Source organism: Streptococcus sp. 477 (genome assembly GCF_013277295.1).
In the GTDB taxonomy this organism is placed as follows: domain Bacteria; phylum Bacillota; class Bacilli; order Lactobacillales; family Streptococcaceae; genus Streptococcus; species Streptococcus pseudopneumoniae.
Genome location: NZ_VMMQ01000007.1, coordinates 61,298 through 74,800, shown reverse-complemented (window position 1 = coordinate 74,800; position 13,503 = coordinate 61,298). Strand labels below are relative to the sequence as shown.

The window sequence follows — 13,503 nt, the reverse complement described above, 5'->3', positions numbered from 1 at the left end:
ATGGGCGTAAGAAAAATCAAGGAGAAACCTAATGTTTGTAAAAAAAGGCGACAAAGTTCGCGTAATCGCTGGTAAAGATAAGGGAACAGAAGCTGTTGTCCTTACTGCCCTTCCAAAAGTAAACAAAGTTATCGTTGAAGGTGTTAACATCGTTAAGAAACACCAACGTCCAACTAACGAGCTTCCTCAAGGTGGTATCATCGAGAAAGAAGCAGCTATCCATGTATCAAACGTTCAAGTTTTGGACAAAAATGGTGTAGCTGGTCGTGTTGGTTACAAATTTGTAGACGGTAAAAAAGTTCGCTACAACAAAAAATCAGGCGAAGTGCTTGATTAATCACGAAGGAAAGGAGAAGTATAATGGCAAATCGTTTAAAAGAAAAATATCTTAATGAAGTAGTTCCTGCTTTGACAGAACAATTCAACTACTCATCAGTGATGGCTGTGCCTAAAGTAGATAAGATCGTTTTGAACATGGGTGTTGGTGAAGCTGTATCAAACGCTAAAAGCCTTGAAAAAGCTGCTGAAGAATTGGCACTTATCTCAGGTCAAAAACCACTTATCACTAAAGCTAAAAAATCAATCGCCGGCTTCCGTCTTCGTGAAGGTGTTGCGATCGGTGCAAAAGTTACCCTTCGTGGTGAACGGATGTACGAATTCTTGGATAAATTGGTTTCAGTTTCACTTCCACGTGTACGTGACTTCCACGGTGTTCCAACAAAATCATTTGATGGACGCGGAAACTATACACTTGGTGTGAAAGAACAATTGATTTTCCCAGAAATCAACTTCGATGACGTTGACAAAACTCGTGGTCTTGACATTGTTATCGTAACAACTGCTAACACTGACGAAGAGTCACGTGCATTGCTTACAGGCCTTGGAATGCCTTTTGCAAAATAATATAGGAGGTAAATCTAATGGCTAAAAAATCAATGGTAGCTAGAGAGGCTAAACGCCAAAAAATTGTTGACCGTTATGCTGAAAAACGTGCTGCATTAAAGGCAGCAGGGGACTATGAAGGTTTATCTAAATTACCTCGCAACGCCTCACCGACTCGTTTACATAATCGTTGTAGAGTTACGGGGCGCCCACATTCAGTTTACCGCAAATTTGGTCTGAGTCGTATCGCTTTTCGCGAACTTGCGCATAAAGGTCAAATTCCTGGTGTAACAAAAGCATCTTGGTAATTTAAGATATCAAGGGCGTCAAAACTCTAAGTGAAAATAGGAAACTTGACGAAGAAACTGAGGTTTCTAGGAAAGTTTATCTTTTTCACACAGAGTTTAGCCCGGGTTCAGTTGGGCTAGCCAATTTGAACACGAGCTACAGCTTTGGCAAAAAAAGACCAATTTTCTTTGGAGCATCGCTCCTGCATCAAATTGCCTATTTTTGCTCTTGCTGTTACGCTCTTTGTATCATGTATTAACTAGCAAGTGCAACTTGCAAACTACTAGTAAGAGGAGAAAAACAAAATGGTTATGACTGACCCAATCGCAGACTTCCTAACTCGTATTCGTAACGCTAACCAAGCTAAACACGAAGTACTTGAAGTACCTGCATCAAACATCAAAAAAGGGATTGCTGAAATCCTTAAACGCGAAGGTTTTGTAAAAAACGTTGAAATCATCGAAGATGACAAACAAGGCATCATCCGTGTATTTCTTAAATACGGACCAAACGGTGAAAAAGTTATCACTAACTTGAAACGTATTTCTAAACCAGGACTTCGTGTCTACAAAAAACGTGAAGACCTTCCAAAAGTTCTTAACGGACTTGGAATTGCTATCCTTTCAACTTCTGAAGGTTTGCTTACTGATAAAGAAGCACGCCAAAAGAATGTTGGTGGTGAGGTTATCGCTTACGTTTGGTAATATTTAGCTCCCAATTTCTTTGTGACTCTTCGTTATCGTCTCTTGCCTAACCCAAAGTTATGCCTGCGAGACGATGCCTAGATTCACTTTGAAATTGAAACCTAAATGTTCCTTTAAATCGAGAAATCGATTTAGCCCCGTGAAAACTGGCCGTTCTGGCCTGACAATTTAACAGGAGAAAATAAACATGTCACGTATTGGTAATAAAGTTATCGTGTTGCCTGCTGGTGTTGAAATCACTAACAATGACAACCTTGTAACTGTAAAAGGACCTAAAGGAGAACTTACTCGTGAGTTCTCAAAAGATATTGAAATCCGTGTGGAAGGTACTGAAGTAACTCTTCACCGTCCAAACGATTCAAAAGAAATGAAAACTATCCACGGAACTACTCGTGCCCTTTTGAACAACATGGTTGTTGGTGTATCAGAAGGATTCAAGAAAGAACTTGAAATGCGCGGGGTTGGTTACCGTGCACAACTTCAAGGATCTAAACTTGTTTTGGCTGTTGGTAAATCTCATCCAGACGAAGTTGAAGCTCCAGAAGGAATTACTTTTGAACTTCCAAACCCAACAACAATCGTTGTTAGCGGAATTTCAAAAGAAGTAGTTGGTCAAACAGCTGCTTACGTACGTAGCCTTCGTTCACCAGAACCATATAAAGGTAAAGGTATCCGTTACGTTGGTGAATTCGTTCGCCGTAAAGAAGGTAAAACAGGTAAATAATGTTGAGTGGTTGATTCTCAACCACCAACCTATTTTCCAACTTTGTGCATAGCACACGATTTAAAACTAAAGAGGTGAAAACTGTGATTTCAAAACCAGATAAAAACAAACTCCGCCAAAAACGCCACCGTCGCGTTCGCGGAAAACTCTCTGGAACTGCTGATCGCCCACGTTTGAACGTATTCCGTTCTAATACAGGCATCTACGCTCAAGTGATTGATGACGTAGCGGGTGTAACGCTCGCAAGTGCTTCAACTCTTGATAAAGAAGTTTCAAAAGGAACTAAAACTGAACAAGCTGTTGTTGTCGGTAAACTCGTTGCAGAACGTGCAAACGCTAAAGGTATTTCAGAAGTGGTGTTCGACCGCGGTGGATATCTATATCACGGACGTGTGAAAGCTTTGGCTGATGCAGCTCGTGAAAACGGATTGAAATTCTAATAGGAGGACACTAGAAAATGGCATTTAAAGACAATGCAGTTGAATTAGAAGAACGCGTAGTTGCTGTCAATCGTGTTACAAAAGTTGTTAAAGGTGGACGTCGTCTTCGTTTCGCAGCTCTTGTTGTTGTTGGTGACCACAACGGTCGCGTAGGATTTGGTACTGGTAAAGCTCAAGAAGTTCCAGAAGCAATCCGTAAAGCAGTAGATGATGCTAAGAAAAACTTGATCGAAGTTCCTATGGTTGGAACAACAATCCCACACGAAGTTCTTTCAGAATTCGGTGGAGCTAAAGTATTGTTGAAACCTGCTGTAGAAGGTTCTGGAGTTGCCGCTGGTGGTGCAGTTCGTGCCGTTGTGGAATTGGCAGGTGTGGCAGATATTACATCTAAATCACTTGGTTCTAACACTCCAATCAACATTGTTCGTGCAACTGTTGAAGGTTTGAAACAATTGAAACGCGCTGAAGAAGTTGCTGCCCTTCGTGGTATTTCAGTTTCTGATTTGGCATAAGAAAGGGGATAAAATGGCTCAAATTAAAATTACTTTGACTAAGTCTCCAATCGGACGCATTCCATCACAACGTAAAACTGTTGTAGCACTTGGACTTGGCAAATTGAACAGCTCTGTTATTAAAGAAGATAACGCTGCTATCCGTGGTATGATCACTGCAGTATCTCACTTGGTAACAGTTGAAGAAGTAAACTAATGAATTTTTAGGGGATGTGCACTATACCATCCCCTAAAACTAGATATAGTCATCTATGATGACGTCGTATAGGCGAGTTGATGGGGGAGACAACCTTTTCTCCCTTATCGGCGCTAGCATTTTACAAAAGAGGAGAAAATAAAAATGAAACTTCATGAATTGAAACCTGCAGAAGGTTCTCGTAAAGTACGTAACCGCGTTGGTCGTGGTACTTCATCAGGTAACGGTAAAACATCTGGTCGTGGTCAAAAAGGTCAAAAAGCTCGTAGCGGTGGCGGAGTTCGCCTTGGTTTTGAAGGTGGACAAACTCCATTGTTCCGTCGTCTTCCAAAACGTGGATTCACTAACATCAACGCTAAAGAATACGCAATTGTGAACCTTGACCAATTGAACGTCTTTGAAGATGGTGCTGAAGTAACTCCAGTTGTTCTTATCGAAGCAGGAATTGTTAAAGCTGAAAAGTCAGGTATTAAAATTCTTGGTAACGGTGAGTTGATTAAGAAATTGACTGTGAAAGCAGCTAAATTCTCTAAATCAGCTGAAGAAGCTATCACTGCTAAAGGTGGTTCAGTAGAAGTCATCTAAGAGAGGTGACCTATGTTTTTTAAATTATTAAGAGAAGCTCTTAAAGTCAAGCAGGTTCGATCAAAAATTTTATTTACAATTTTTATCGTTTTGGTCTTTCGTATCGGAACTAGCATTACAGTTCCTGGTGTGAATGCCAATAGCTTGAATGCTTTAAGTGGATTATCCTTCTTAAACATGTTGAGCTTGGTGTCGGGGAATGCCCTAAAAAACTTTTCGATTTTTGCCCTAGGAGTTAGTCCCTATATTACTGCTTCTATCGTTGTCCAACTCTTACAAATGGATATTTTACCGAAATTTGTAGAGTGGGGAAAACAAGGGGAAGTAGGTCGAAGAAAATTGAACCAAGCTACTCGTTATATTGCCCTTGGTCTAGCCTTTGTGCAATCTATCGGGATTACAGCTGGTTTTAATACCTTGGCTGGAGCTCAATTGATTAAAACTGCTTTAACTCCCCAAGTTTTTCTGACGATTGGTATCATCTTAACAGCTGGTAGTATGATTGTCACTTGGTTGGGAGAGCAAATTACAGATAAGGGATACGGAAATGGTGTTTCTATGATTATCTTTGCCGGGATTGTTGCCTCAATTCCAGAGATGATTCAGGGCATCTATGTGGACTACTTTGTGAACGTCCCAAGTAGCCGGATCACTTCATCTATCATTTTCGTAATCATTTTGATTATTACTGTATTGTTGATCATTTACTTTACAACTTATGTTCAACAAGCAGAATACAAAATTCCAATCCAATATACTAAGGTTGCACAAGGTGCTCCATCTAGCTCTTACCTTCCATTGAAGGTAAACCCTGCTGGAGTTATCCCTGTTATCTTTGCCAGTTCCATTACTGCAGCGCCTGCGGCGATTCTTCAGTTTTTGAGCGCCACAGGTCATGATTGGGCTTGGGTAAGGGTAGCACAAGAGATGTTGGCAACCACTTCTCCAACTGGTATTGCCATGTATGCTTTGTTGATTATTCTCTTTACATTCTTCTATACGTTTGTACAGATTAATCCTGAAAAAGCGGCAGAGAACCTACAAAAGAGCGGTGCCTATATCCATGGAGTTCGTCCTGGTAAAGGTACAGAAGAATATATGTCTAAACTTCTTCGTCGTCTTGCAACGGTTGGTTCCCTCTTCCTTGGTGTGATTTCCATTTTACCGATTGCAGCTAAAGATGTATTTGGTCTTTCTGATGTTGTTGCCTTTGGTGGAACAAGTCTCTTGATCATTATCTCTACAGGTATCGAAGGAATCAAGCAATTGGAGGGTTACCTATTGAAACGTAAGTATGTTGGTTTCATGGACAGAACAGAATAAAAGTATTTACTGATACTCTTCGAAAATCAAATTCAAACCACGTCAGCTTTATCTGCAACCTCAAANNGATTTTCATTGAGTATGAAGCAGTAAATGCTGAGGGAGTGGAGGTTTAAACTCTGACATTTGTAAGAGTTGGATCTCCCCTCTTCTATTTTGTTTTTAAATAGGGGTGAAAAGACTTTTTGCTTCTATTTAAAAATAAAATAAGGAGATCAAATCATGAATCTTTTGATTATGGGCTTACCTGGTGCAGGTAAGGGAACTCAAGCAGCAAAAATCGTAGAACAATTCCATGTTGCACATATCTCAACAGGTGATATGTTCCGCGCTGCAATGGCAAATCAAACTGAAATGGGTGTTCTTGCTAAGTCATATATTGACAAGGGTGAATTAGTTCCTGATGAAGTTACAAATGGAATCGTAAAAGAACGTCTTTCACAAGATGATATTAAAGAAACAGGATTCTTGTTGGATGGTTACCCACGTACAATCGAACAAGCTCATGCCTTGGACAAAACATTGGCTGAACTTGGCATTGAACTAGAAGGCGTCATCAATATTGAAGTGAATCCAGATAGCCTCTTGGAACGTTTGAGTGGTCGTATCATCCACCGCGTAACTGGAGAAACTTTCCACAAGGTCTTTAACCCACCAGTTGACTATAAAGAAGAAGATTACTACCAACGTGAAGATGATAAACCTGAGACAGTAAAACGTCGATTGGACGTTAATATTGCTCAAGGAGAACCAATCATTGCTCACTACCGTGCCAAAGGTTTGGTTCATGACATCGAAGGTAATCAAGATATCAATGATGTCTTCTCAGATATCGAAAAAGTATTGACAAATTTGAAATAAAGCGCTTTTCACACTTGCAAAAATCCGCTACAAATGTTATACTGAGATAGTCTGACTTATAATTGTTGTCTCTGTGTCTAGAGGCATCGAATCGAAAATTATGGAGGTGCTTTTGCGTGGCAAAAGACGATGTGATTGAAGTTGAAGGCAAAGTAGTTGATACAATGCCGAATGCAATGTTTACGGTTGAACTTGAAAATGGACATCAGATTTTAGCAACAGTTTCTGGTAAAATTCGTAAAAACTATATTCGTATTTTAGCGGGAGATCGTGTTACTGTCGAAATGAGTCCATATGACTTGACACGTGGACGTATCACTTACCGCTTTAAATAATCGAAAAACTTGGAGGGATAAGAAATGAAAGTAAGACCATCGGTCAAACCAATTTGCGAATACTGTAAAGTTATTCGTCGTAATGGTCGTGTTATGGTAATTTGCCCAGCAAATCCAAAACACAAACAACGTCAAGGATAAGATAGAAAGGAGAAAACATGGCTCGTATTGCTGGAGTTGACATTCCAAATGACAAACGCGTAGTAATCTCATTGACTTATGTTTATGGTATCGGACTTGCAACATCTAAGAAAATTTTGGCTGCTGCTGGAATCTCAGAAGATGTTCGTGTACGTGATCTTACATCAGATCAAGAAGATGCTATCCGTCGTGAAGTGGATGCAATCAAAGTTGAAGGTGACCTTCGTCGTGAAGTAAACTTGAACATCAAACGTTTGATGGAAATCGGTTCATACCGTGGTATCCGTCATCGTCGTGGACTTCCTGTCCGTGGACAAAACACTAAAAACAACGCTCGCACTCGTAAAGGTAAAGCTGTTGCGATTGCTGGTAAGAAAAAATAATATAGGAGGTAAAAGTCTTGGCTAAACCAACACGTAAACGTCGTGTGAAAAAGAATATCGAATCTGGTATTGCTCATATTCACGCTACATTTAATAACACTATTGTTATGATTACTGATGTGCATGGTAATGCAATTGCTTGGTCATCAGCTGGTGCTCTTGGTTTCAAAGGTTCTCGTAAATCTACACCATTCGCTGCTCAAATGGCTTCTGAAGCTGCTGCTAAATCTGCACAAGAACACGGTCTTAAATCAGTTGAAGTTACTGTAAAAGGTCCAGGTTCTGGTCGTGAGTCAGCTATTCGTGCGCTTGCTGCCGCTGGTCTTGAAGTAACAGCAATTCGTGATGTGACTCCAGTGCCACACAATGGTGCTCGTCCTCCAAAACGTCGCCGTGTATAATCATCGCATTACACTGCTTTTCGTTTAAGAGGGAGTAACTAAATGATCGAGTTTGAAAAACCAAATATAACAAAAATTGATGAAAATAAAGATTATGGCAAGTTTGTAATCGAACCACTTGAACGTGGCTACGGTACAACTCTTGGTAACTCTCTTCGTCGTGTACTTCTAGCTTCTCTACCAGGAGCAGCTGTGACATCTATCAATATTGATGGTGTGTTACATGAGTTTGACACAGTTCCAGGTGTTCGTGAAGACGTGATGCAAATCATTCTGAACATTAAAGGAATTGCAGTGAAATCGTACGTTGAAGACGAAAAAATCATCGAACTAGATGTTGAAGGTCCTGCTGAAGTAACAGCTGGTGACATTTTGACAGATAGCGATATTGAAATTGTAAATCCAGATCATTATCTCTTTACAATCGGTGAAGGTTCTTCCCTAAAAGCGACTATGACTGTTAACAGTGGTCGTGGATATGTACCTGCTGATGAAAATAAAAAGGATAATGCACCAGTTGGAACACTTGCTGTAGATTCTATTTATACACCAGTTACAAAAGTCAACTATCAAGTGGAACCTGCTCGTGTAGGTAGCAATGATGGATTTGACAAACTAACCCTTGAAATCTTGACAAATGGAACAATTATTCCAGAAGATGCTTTAGGGCTTTCAGCACGTATTTTGACAGAACATCTTGATTTGTTTACAAATCTTACTGAGATTGCTAAGTCAACTGAAGTGATGAAAGAAGCTGATACTGAATCTGACGATCGTATTTTGGATCGTACGATTGAGGAACTGGACTTGTCTGTGCGTTCATACAACTGTTTGAAACGTGCCGGTATCAATACTGTGCATGATTTGACAGAAAAATCTGAAGCAGAGATGATGAAAGTACGAAATCTTGGACGCAAGAGTTTGGAAGAAGTGAAACTCAAACTCATTGATTTGGGTCTTGGATTAAAAGATAAATAAAGGAGGAATACATGGCTTACCGTAAACTAGGACGCACTAGCTCACAACGTAAAGCAATGCTTCGCGATTTGACAACTGACCTTTTGATCAACGAATCAATCGTGACAACTGAAGCTCGTGCTAAAGAAATCCGTAAAACTGTTGAAAAAATGATTACTCTAGGTAAACGTGGTGATTTGCATGCACGTCGTCAAGCAGCTGCTTTCGTACGTAATGAAATCGCATCTGAAAACTATGATGAAGCAACTGATAAGTACACTTCTACTACAGCACTTCAAAAATTGTTCTCAGAAATCGCACCTCGTTATGCTGAACGTAACGGTGGATACACTCGTATCCTTAAAACTGAACCACGTCGTGGTGATGCAGCGCCAATGGCGATCATCGAATTAGTATAAAATCATCAATTTTGTTGAGTGTTATGATGATGGAGTCTTGTGCTCTTAGTCTAGCTCTGGTCTACCGCTAGGATTTCGGTCCTAGCGGGAACACTCATCATAAGTTGGGATAGTAGACGCTTGTTTACGAAATTGTTTTTTGCTTAAGAACAACTTCGTAAGCAGGCGTTTTTGAGTATTTTCGTTAGAATTATGCTATACTATTTGAAAAGAATCCTGTTTAATGTTCAGGTTTCTTATTTTAAGAAGAATTGGAGTTTGCTTATGAAAGCGATTATAACTGTTGTCGGTAAAGATAAATCTGGAATTGTTGCAGGTGTTTCTGGTAAAATTGCAGAATTGGGTTTGAATATTGATGATATCTCTCAAACTGTTTTGGATGAATATTTCACGATGATGGCTGTTGTATCTAGTGATGAAAAGCAGGATTTTACTTATCTGCGAAATGAGTTTGAAACTTTTGGGCAAATTTTGAATGTGAAAATCAATATTCAGAGTGCAGCGATTTTCGAAGCTATGTATAATATCTAGGAGGTGCATATGGATATTAGACAAGTTACTGAAACTATCTCCATGATTGAGGAGCAAAACTTCGATATCAGAACTATTACCATGGGGATTTCCCTTCTGGACTGTATCGATCCAGATATCAATCGTGCTGCAGAGAAAATTTATCGAAAGATTACGAGCAAGGCCGCTAATTTAGTGGCTGTTGGTGATGAAATTGCGGCTGAGTTGGGAATCCCTATCGTTAATAAGCGTGTATCGGTGACTCCTATTTCTCTGATTGGAGCAGCGACAGATGCGACGGACTACGTGGTTCTGGCAAAAGCGCTTGATAAGGCTGCGAAAGAGATTGGAGTGGACTTTATTGGTGGTTTCTCTGCCTTGGTACAAAAAGGTTATCAAAAGGGAGATGAGATTCTCATCAATTCTATTCCTCGCGCTTTGGCTGAGACGGATAAGGTCTGCTCGTCAGTCAATATCGGATCAACTAAGTCTGGTATCAATATGACGGCTGTCGCAGATATGGGACGAGTTATCAAGGAAACGGCAACTCTATCTGATATGGGGGCAGCTAAGTTGGTTGTATTCGCTAATGCTGTTGAGGACAATCCATTTATGGCGGGTGCCTTCCATGGTGTTGGAGAAGCAGATGTTATCATCAATGTCGGAGTTTCCGGTCCTGGTGTGGTGAAACGTGCTTTGGAAAAAGTTCGTGGACAGAGCTTTGATGTAGTAGCCGAAACAGTTAAGAAGACTGCCTTCAAAATCACTCGTATCGGTCAATTAGTTGGTCAGATGGCTAGTGAAAGACTGGGTGTGGAATTTGGTATTGTGGACTTGAGTTTGGCGCCAACTCCTGCAGTTGGAGACTCTGTGGCACGTGTCCTTGAGGAAATGGGGCTAGAGACAGTTGGAACACACGGAACGACGGCTGCCTTGGCTCTCTTGAATGACCAAGTTAAGAAGGGTGGAGTGATGGCCTGCAACCAAGTTGGTGGTTTGTCTGGTGCCTTTATCCCTGTTTCTGAGGATGAGGGTATGATTGCGGCAGTGCAAAATGGCTCTCTTAATTTGGAAAAACTAGAAGCCATGACGGCTATCTGTTCTGTTGGTTTGGATATGATTGCCATTCCAGAAGATACACCTGCTGAAACCATTGCGGCTATGATTGCGGATGAGGCTGCAATTGGTGTCATTAACATGAAAACAACAGCTGTTCGTATCATTCCAAAAGGAAAAGAAGGCGATATGATTGAGTTTGGTGGCCTATTAGGAACTGCACCTGTTATGAAAGTCAATGGAGCTTCGTCTGTTGATTTCATCTCTCGTGGAGGACAAATCCCAGCACCAATTCATAGTTTTAAAAATTAAGAAAATAGGAGAAATTCATGAAAAAAGAAATGAAACATGCTTTAGTAGCTTTAGGACTGTCGACTTCACTAGTCCCAACTTTTGCTAGTCAAGTAGTTTATGCGCAAGAAAATGATATTGATTCTAGTAATGAGAGTTTTTACAAAACACAAGCAGATTTAGAGAATGTAGCTAGAAATTATTCTGAACAAGTGAAGAAAAAATTATTGGAAGAAATTGATGGCATTGATTGGAATACTGTACAATTTAAAGATGATGATGTCTTAAAACTCAAGACTGTCGTAGTTAAAAGATTAGCTGAGGTCACAGAGGAAAATATAAATAGATTTTCAAAGAATGGTTACTATTATTCGTTTGAATTCGAAGAAATTGTCAATAGAATAAAAAGTGATGTGCCTAACTTTTTAGGATATGTTTTTGATATAGCTAGAATAAAAAAATATGACTTACTACTTCAGCAAGTAGAAAAAGATAGTAACTTATACTCATCTGAAGAAAAGGAAAAAATAATTAGCGATTTAAAAATGTTTTACGGACCATTAACAGGCTGGTCGATACCTCGGGACCGTAATTATTTTGGTGATTACGATCCAGAAAATAATACTAATTTAACATTAAAAGATTATGTTCAAAATTTATCAACTTTTTATAAAAATGTTGATAAATCGAGTCCTAGTTTAATTCCTACGCAAAAAAACATTGAAAAGTTGAATGATGTAGCTTTTATTCAAAGAGAAGATATAAGAAGTGATGCTGGTCTTTCAGGTGCAGACAAGCTTAAATTATTCAAAGAAATAGCTCAGATAGTTAAAGAAGCGGAATACAAAATTAATAAAGAAGCAGGTCTAATATATAAGGAAGAACCTGAAATAAGACACATGTTATCCCCTGAAGAGTTATCTGTCTTTACTAAGCGTATCGAAGATGTTTACCAAGGCAAAGTTAAGCCTAAGGTTACGAAAGAGGAAGCTATTCAAGCAGTTTCTACTGGAACTTCATCCTCAGTTTCAACTTCATCTCAAGCTATTATTACCTCTAATGGAGAGACTAAGAAAAATCATCAAGCAAGTAAGTGGTTTAAAGAGTCTGGCAAATGGTACTATAATGACCTTTCTGGCAATCTTGTAAGAAACCGTTGGGTAGGCCGTTATTATCTAAAATCAGATGCTTCAATGGCTGCAAGTGAATGGATTTATGATGAAGACTATAAGAGCTGGTTTTATGTAGATTCAACTGGTAGTTATGTGGAGAAAGCTTGGCAGGGAGAATACTACCTAAAACGTGGCGGTTACATGGCTAAGAGTGAGTGGGTATTTGATTCTCAGTATGATAGTTGGTATTATCTGAACCAAGATGGTAAGTACGCTCGTAATCAATGGATTAAAGACGGAGATAAGTGGTATTACTTGTTAGCTGATGGGAAATTGGCAAAAAATATGACCATTAACGGCTATAAAGTAAATGAAAAAGGTGAATGGGTATAATTTTTTAAGCTCTATTTAAGGTTAGCTGTGTATACTATAATCATTAAATAAAGACCTCCTAATATTATTTGAAACAGATAATACTGATTTAGTTTGAATTTGATTTTCATCTAATATCTTTATTTAATAGAACTCCTAAACTTTTTCATAATAATCTCCTGCAAAAGTCACCTGTCTGGGTGGCTTTTGTTTTATCATCCATGATATAATAGAAGCAAACGGAGGACGGAAAATGGTAAAAGTACGATTGTATTTGGTACGTCATGGCAAGACCATGTTTAACACGATTGGTCGCGCGCAAGGTTGGAGTGATACTCCCTTAACAGCTGAAGGTGAGCTAGGAATTCAAGAATTAGGAATCGGTTTGCGAGAATCTGGTCTACAGTTTGAGCGCGCTTATTCCAGTGATTCTGGTCGCACCATTCAGACTATGGGAATTATACTTGAGGAGCTTGGACTGCAAGGGAAAATCCCTTATCGCATGGACAAGCGTATCAGAGAATGGTGTTTTGGTAGCTTTGATGGAGCCTACGATGGCGATCTTTTCATGGGCATTATTCCTCGTATCTTTAATGTGGACCACGTTCACCAATTATCTTATGCGGAACTGGCTGAGGGCTTGGTAGAGGTTGATACAGCTGGTTGGGCTGAAGGATGGGAAAAACTCAGTGGTCGAATCAAGGAAGGTTTTGAAGCGATTGCCAGAGAAATGGAAGAACAAGGCGGGGGCAACGCCCTTGTCGTCAGCCATGGAATGACCATTGGAACCATTGTTTATCTGATCAATGGTATGCATCCGCATGGCCTCGATAATGGTAGCGTGACGATCCTTGAATATGAGAACGGCCAGTTTAGCGTAGAGGTTGTTGGTGACTGTAGTTACCGAGAGCTAGGATGGGAGAAGATGGAAGCGACCTCTATTTAATACTCTTCGAAAATCTCTTCAAACCGCGTCAACGTAGTCTTGCCGCATGTATGGTTACTGACTTC

The 13,503-nt window shown here is 39.8% G+C and carries 21 protein-coding genes; all 21 read left to right on the top strand.

The genetic code is table 11. The annotated features are described in order from the left end of the window. Positions 1-31: 31 nt before the first annotated feature. The 21 genes from rplX (at position 32) to HT691_RS00870 (ending at position 13,438) form a co-directional block, all read left to right on the top strand. Positions 32-337 (top strand): 50S ribosomal protein L24, encoded by a 306-nt coding sequence (gene rplX / locus HT691_RS00970; protein WP_000497691.1) that lies wholly within the window; start codon positions 32-34, stop codon positions 335-337. A gap of 23 nt (positions 338-360) precedes the next feature. Beyond that, positions 361-903, top strand: a complete 543-nt coding sequence (gene rplE / locus HT691_RS00965) for a 50S ribosomal protein L5 (RefSeq protein WP_000013542.1) — start codon at positions 361-363, stop codon at positions 901-903. A gap of 17 nt (positions 904-920) precedes the next feature. Further along, a complete protein-coding gene (gene rpsN / locus HT691_RS00960) occupies positions 921-1,190 on the top strand; it encodes a 30S ribosomal protein S14 (RefSeq protein WP_001085703.1) in 270 nt (89 codons plus the stop codon). 285 nt (positions 1,191-1,475) lie between these two features. Then, the gene (gene rpsH, locus HT691_RS00955; protein WP_000245503.1) at positions 1,476-1,874 is read left to right on the top strand and encodes a 30S ribosomal protein S8; all 399 of its coding nucleotides are present in this window, start codon (positions 1,476-1,478) and stop codon (positions 1,872-1,874) included. Positions 1,875-2,061: 187 nt separating this feature from the next. Continuing rightward, positions 2,062-2,598, top strand: a complete 537-nt coding sequence (gene rplF / locus HT691_RS00950) for a 50S ribosomal protein L6 (protein WP_000086622.1) — start codon at positions 2,062-2,064, stop codon at positions 2,596-2,598. An 83-nt stretch (positions 2,599-2,681) separates the two neighbouring features. Further along, complete coding sequence (gene rplR, locus HT691_RS00945; protein WP_138705965.1) at positions 2,682-3,038, top strand: 50S ribosomal protein L18; 357 nt, start codon at positions 2,682-2,684, stop codon at positions 3,036-3,038. 17 nt (positions 3,039-3,055) lie between these two features. Further along, the gene (gene rpsE, locus HT691_RS00940; protein WP_000874202.1) at positions 3,056-3,550 is read left to right on the top strand and encodes a 30S ribosomal protein S5; all 495 of its coding nucleotides are present in this window, start codon (positions 3,056-3,058) and stop codon (positions 3,548-3,550) included. Positions 3,551-3,563: 13 nt separating this feature from the next. Next, positions 3,564-3,746, top strand: a complete 183-nt coding sequence (gene rpmD / locus HT691_RS00935) for a 50S ribosomal protein L30 (protein ID WP_000057241.1) — start codon at positions 3,564-3,566, stop codon at positions 3,744-3,746. 144 nt (positions 3,747-3,890) lie between these two features. Beyond that, positions 3,891-4,331 (top strand): 50S ribosomal protein L15, encoded by a 441-nt coding sequence (gene rplO / locus HT691_RS00930; protein ID WP_000766086.1) that lies wholly within the window; start codon positions 3,891-3,893, stop codon positions 4,329-4,331. 12 nt (positions 4,332-4,343) lie between these two features. Then, positions 4,344-5,654, top strand: coding sequence for a preprotein translocase subunit SecY (gene secY / locus HT691_RS00925; RefSeq protein ID WP_000465393.1), 1,311 nt, complete (start codon positions 4,344-4,346; stop codon positions 5,652-5,654). A gap of 222 nt (positions 5,655-5,876) precedes the next feature. Next, positions 5,877-6,515: an adenylate kinase gene (locus HT691_RS00920; RefSeq protein ID WP_001050436.1), complete on the top strand. Its 639-nt coding sequence runs from the start codon at positions 5,877-5,879 to the stop codon at positions 6,513-6,515. A 116-nt stretch (positions 6,516-6,631) separates the two neighbouring features. Continuing rightward, positions 6,632-6,850 carry a translation initiation factor IF-1 gene (infA, locus tag HT691_RS11195; RefSeq protein ID WP_001029883.1) on the top strand — a complete coding sequence of 73 codons (219 nt, stop codon included), beginning with the start codon at positions 6,632-6,634 and terminating at the stop codon, positions 6,848-6,850. Between the two features lie 24 nt (positions 6,851-6,874). Further along, positions 6,875-6,991, top strand: a complete 117-nt coding sequence (gene rpmJ, locus HT691_RS00910) for a 50S ribosomal protein L36 (RefSeq protein ID WP_001808836.1) — start codon at positions 6,875-6,877, stop codon at positions 6,989-6,991. Between the two features lie 17 nt (positions 6,992-7,008). Then, entirely contained in the window at positions 7,009-7,374 is a 366-nt protein-coding gene (gene rpsM, locus HT691_RS00905; protein WP_000090781.1) for a 30S ribosomal protein S13, read from the top strand. 17 nt (positions 7,375-7,391) lie between these two features. Next, positions 7,392-7,775 carry a 30S ribosomal protein S11 gene (rpsK, locus tag HT691_RS00900; protein ID WP_001118385.1) on the top strand — a complete coding sequence of 128 codons (384 nt, stop codon included), beginning with the start codon at positions 7,392-7,394 and terminating at the stop codon, positions 7,773-7,775. A 42-nt stretch (positions 7,776-7,817) separates the two neighbouring features. Continuing rightward, a complete protein-coding gene (locus HT691_RS00895; RefSeq protein ID WP_000568988.1) occupies positions 7,818-8,753 on the top strand; it encodes a DNA-directed RNA polymerase subunit alpha in 936 nt (311 codons plus the stop codon). 11 nt (positions 8,754-8,764) lie between these two features. Then, positions 8,765-9,151, top strand: coding sequence for a 50S ribosomal protein L17 (rplQ, locus tag HT691_RS00890; RefSeq protein WP_000331493.1), 387 nt, complete (start codon positions 8,765-8,767; stop codon positions 9,149-9,151). Between the two features lie 264 nt (positions 9,152-9,415). Beyond that, positions 9,416-9,682, top strand: coding sequence for an ACT domain-containing protein (locus tag HT691_RS00885; RefSeq protein ID WP_050207599.1), 267 nt, complete (start codon positions 9,416-9,418; stop codon positions 9,680-9,682). Positions 9,683-9,691: 9 nt separating this feature from the next. Next, positions 9,692-11,029, top strand: coding sequence for a PFL family protein (locus tag HT691_RS00880; RefSeq protein WP_054388099.1), 1,338 nt, complete (start codon positions 9,692-9,694; stop codon positions 11,027-11,029). A 17-nt stretch (positions 11,030-11,046) separates the two neighbouring features. Further along, a complete protein-coding gene (locus tag HT691_RS00875) occupies positions 11,047-12,513 on the top strand; it encodes an N-acetylmuramoyl-L-alanine amidase family protein (protein WP_054388097.1) in 1,467 nt (488 codons plus the stop codon). Positions 12,514-12,745: 232 nt separating this feature from the next. Further along, the gene (locus HT691_RS00870) at positions 12,746-13,438 is read left to right on the top strand and encodes a histidine phosphatase family protein (RefSeq protein ID WP_054388095.1); all 693 of its coding nucleotides are present in this window, start codon (positions 12,746-12,748) and stop codon (positions 13,436-13,438) included. Positions 13,439-13,503: the final 65 nt, after the last annotated feature.

Excerpts from the sequence above, each read along its gene's own strand:
- rpmD (WP_000057241.1), top strand. The coding sequence starts at position 3,564 with ATGGCTCAAATTAAAATTACTTTGACTAAGTCTCCAATCGGACGCATT.
- rpmJ (WP_001808836.1), top strand. The coding sequence starts at position 6,875 with ATGAAAGTAAGACCATCGGTCAAACCAATTTGCGAATACTGTAAAGTT.
- HT691_RS00920 (WP_001050436.1), top strand. The coding sequence starts at position 5,877 with ATGAATCTTTTGATTATGGGCTTACCTGGTGCAGGTAAGGGAACTCAA.
- rplO (WP_000766086.1), top strand. The coding sequence starts at position 3,891 with ATGAAACTTCATGAATTGAAACCTGCAGAAGGTTCTCGTAAAGTACGT.
- HT691_RS00875 (WP_054388097.1), top strand. The coding sequence starts at position 11,047 with ATGAAAAAAGAAATGAAACATGCTTTAGTAGCTTTAGGACTGTCGACT.
- rplX (WP_000497691.1), top strand. The coding sequence starts at position 32 with ATGTTTGTAAAAAAAGGCGACAAAGTTCGCGTAATCGCTGGTAAAGAT.
- rplE (WP_000013542.1), top strand. The coding sequence starts at position 361 with ATGGCAAATCGTTTAAAAGAAAAATATCTTAATGAAGTAGTTCCTGCT.
- rpsH (WP_000245503.1), top strand. The coding sequence starts at position 1,476 with ATGGTTATGACTGACCCAATCGCAGACTTCCTAACTCGTATTCGTAAC.
- secY (WP_000465393.1), top strand. The coding sequence starts at position 4,344 with ATGTTTTTTAAATTATTAAGAGAAGCTCTTAAAGTCAAGCAGGTTCGA.
- rpsN (WP_001085703.1), top strand. The coding sequence starts at position 921 with ATGGCTAAAAAATCAATGGTAGCTAGAGAGGCTAAACGCCAAAAAATT.
- HT691_RS00885 (WP_050207599.1), top strand. The coding sequence starts at position 9,416 with ATGAAAGCGATTATAACTGTTGTCGGTAAAGATAAATCTGGAATTGTT.
- rpsE (WP_000874202.1), top strand. The coding sequence starts at position 3,056 with ATGGCATTTAAAGACAATGCAGTTGAATTAGAAGAACGCGTAGTTGCT.
- rpsM (WP_000090781.1), top strand. The coding sequence starts at position 7,009 with ATGGCTCGTATTGCTGGAGTTGACATTCCAAATGACAAACGCGTAGTA.
- rplF (WP_000086622.1), top strand. The coding sequence starts at position 2,062 with ATGTCACGTATTGGTAATAAAGTTATCGTGTTGCCTGCTGGTGTTGAA.
- HT691_RS00880 (WP_054388099.1), top strand. The coding sequence starts at position 9,692 with ATGGATATTAGACAAGTTACTGAAACTATCTCCATGATTGAGGAGCAA.
- HT691_RS00870 (WP_054388095.1), top strand. The coding sequence starts at position 12,746 with ATGGTAAAAGTACGATTGTATTTGGTACGTCATGGCAAGACCATGTTT.
- rplQ (WP_000331493.1), top strand. The coding sequence starts at position 8,765 with ATGGCTTACCGTAAACTAGGACGCACTAGCTCACAACGTAAAGCAATG.
- HT691_RS00895 (WP_000568988.1), top strand. The coding sequence starts at position 7,818 with ATGATCGAGTTTGAAAAACCAAATATAACAAAAATTGATGAAAATAAA.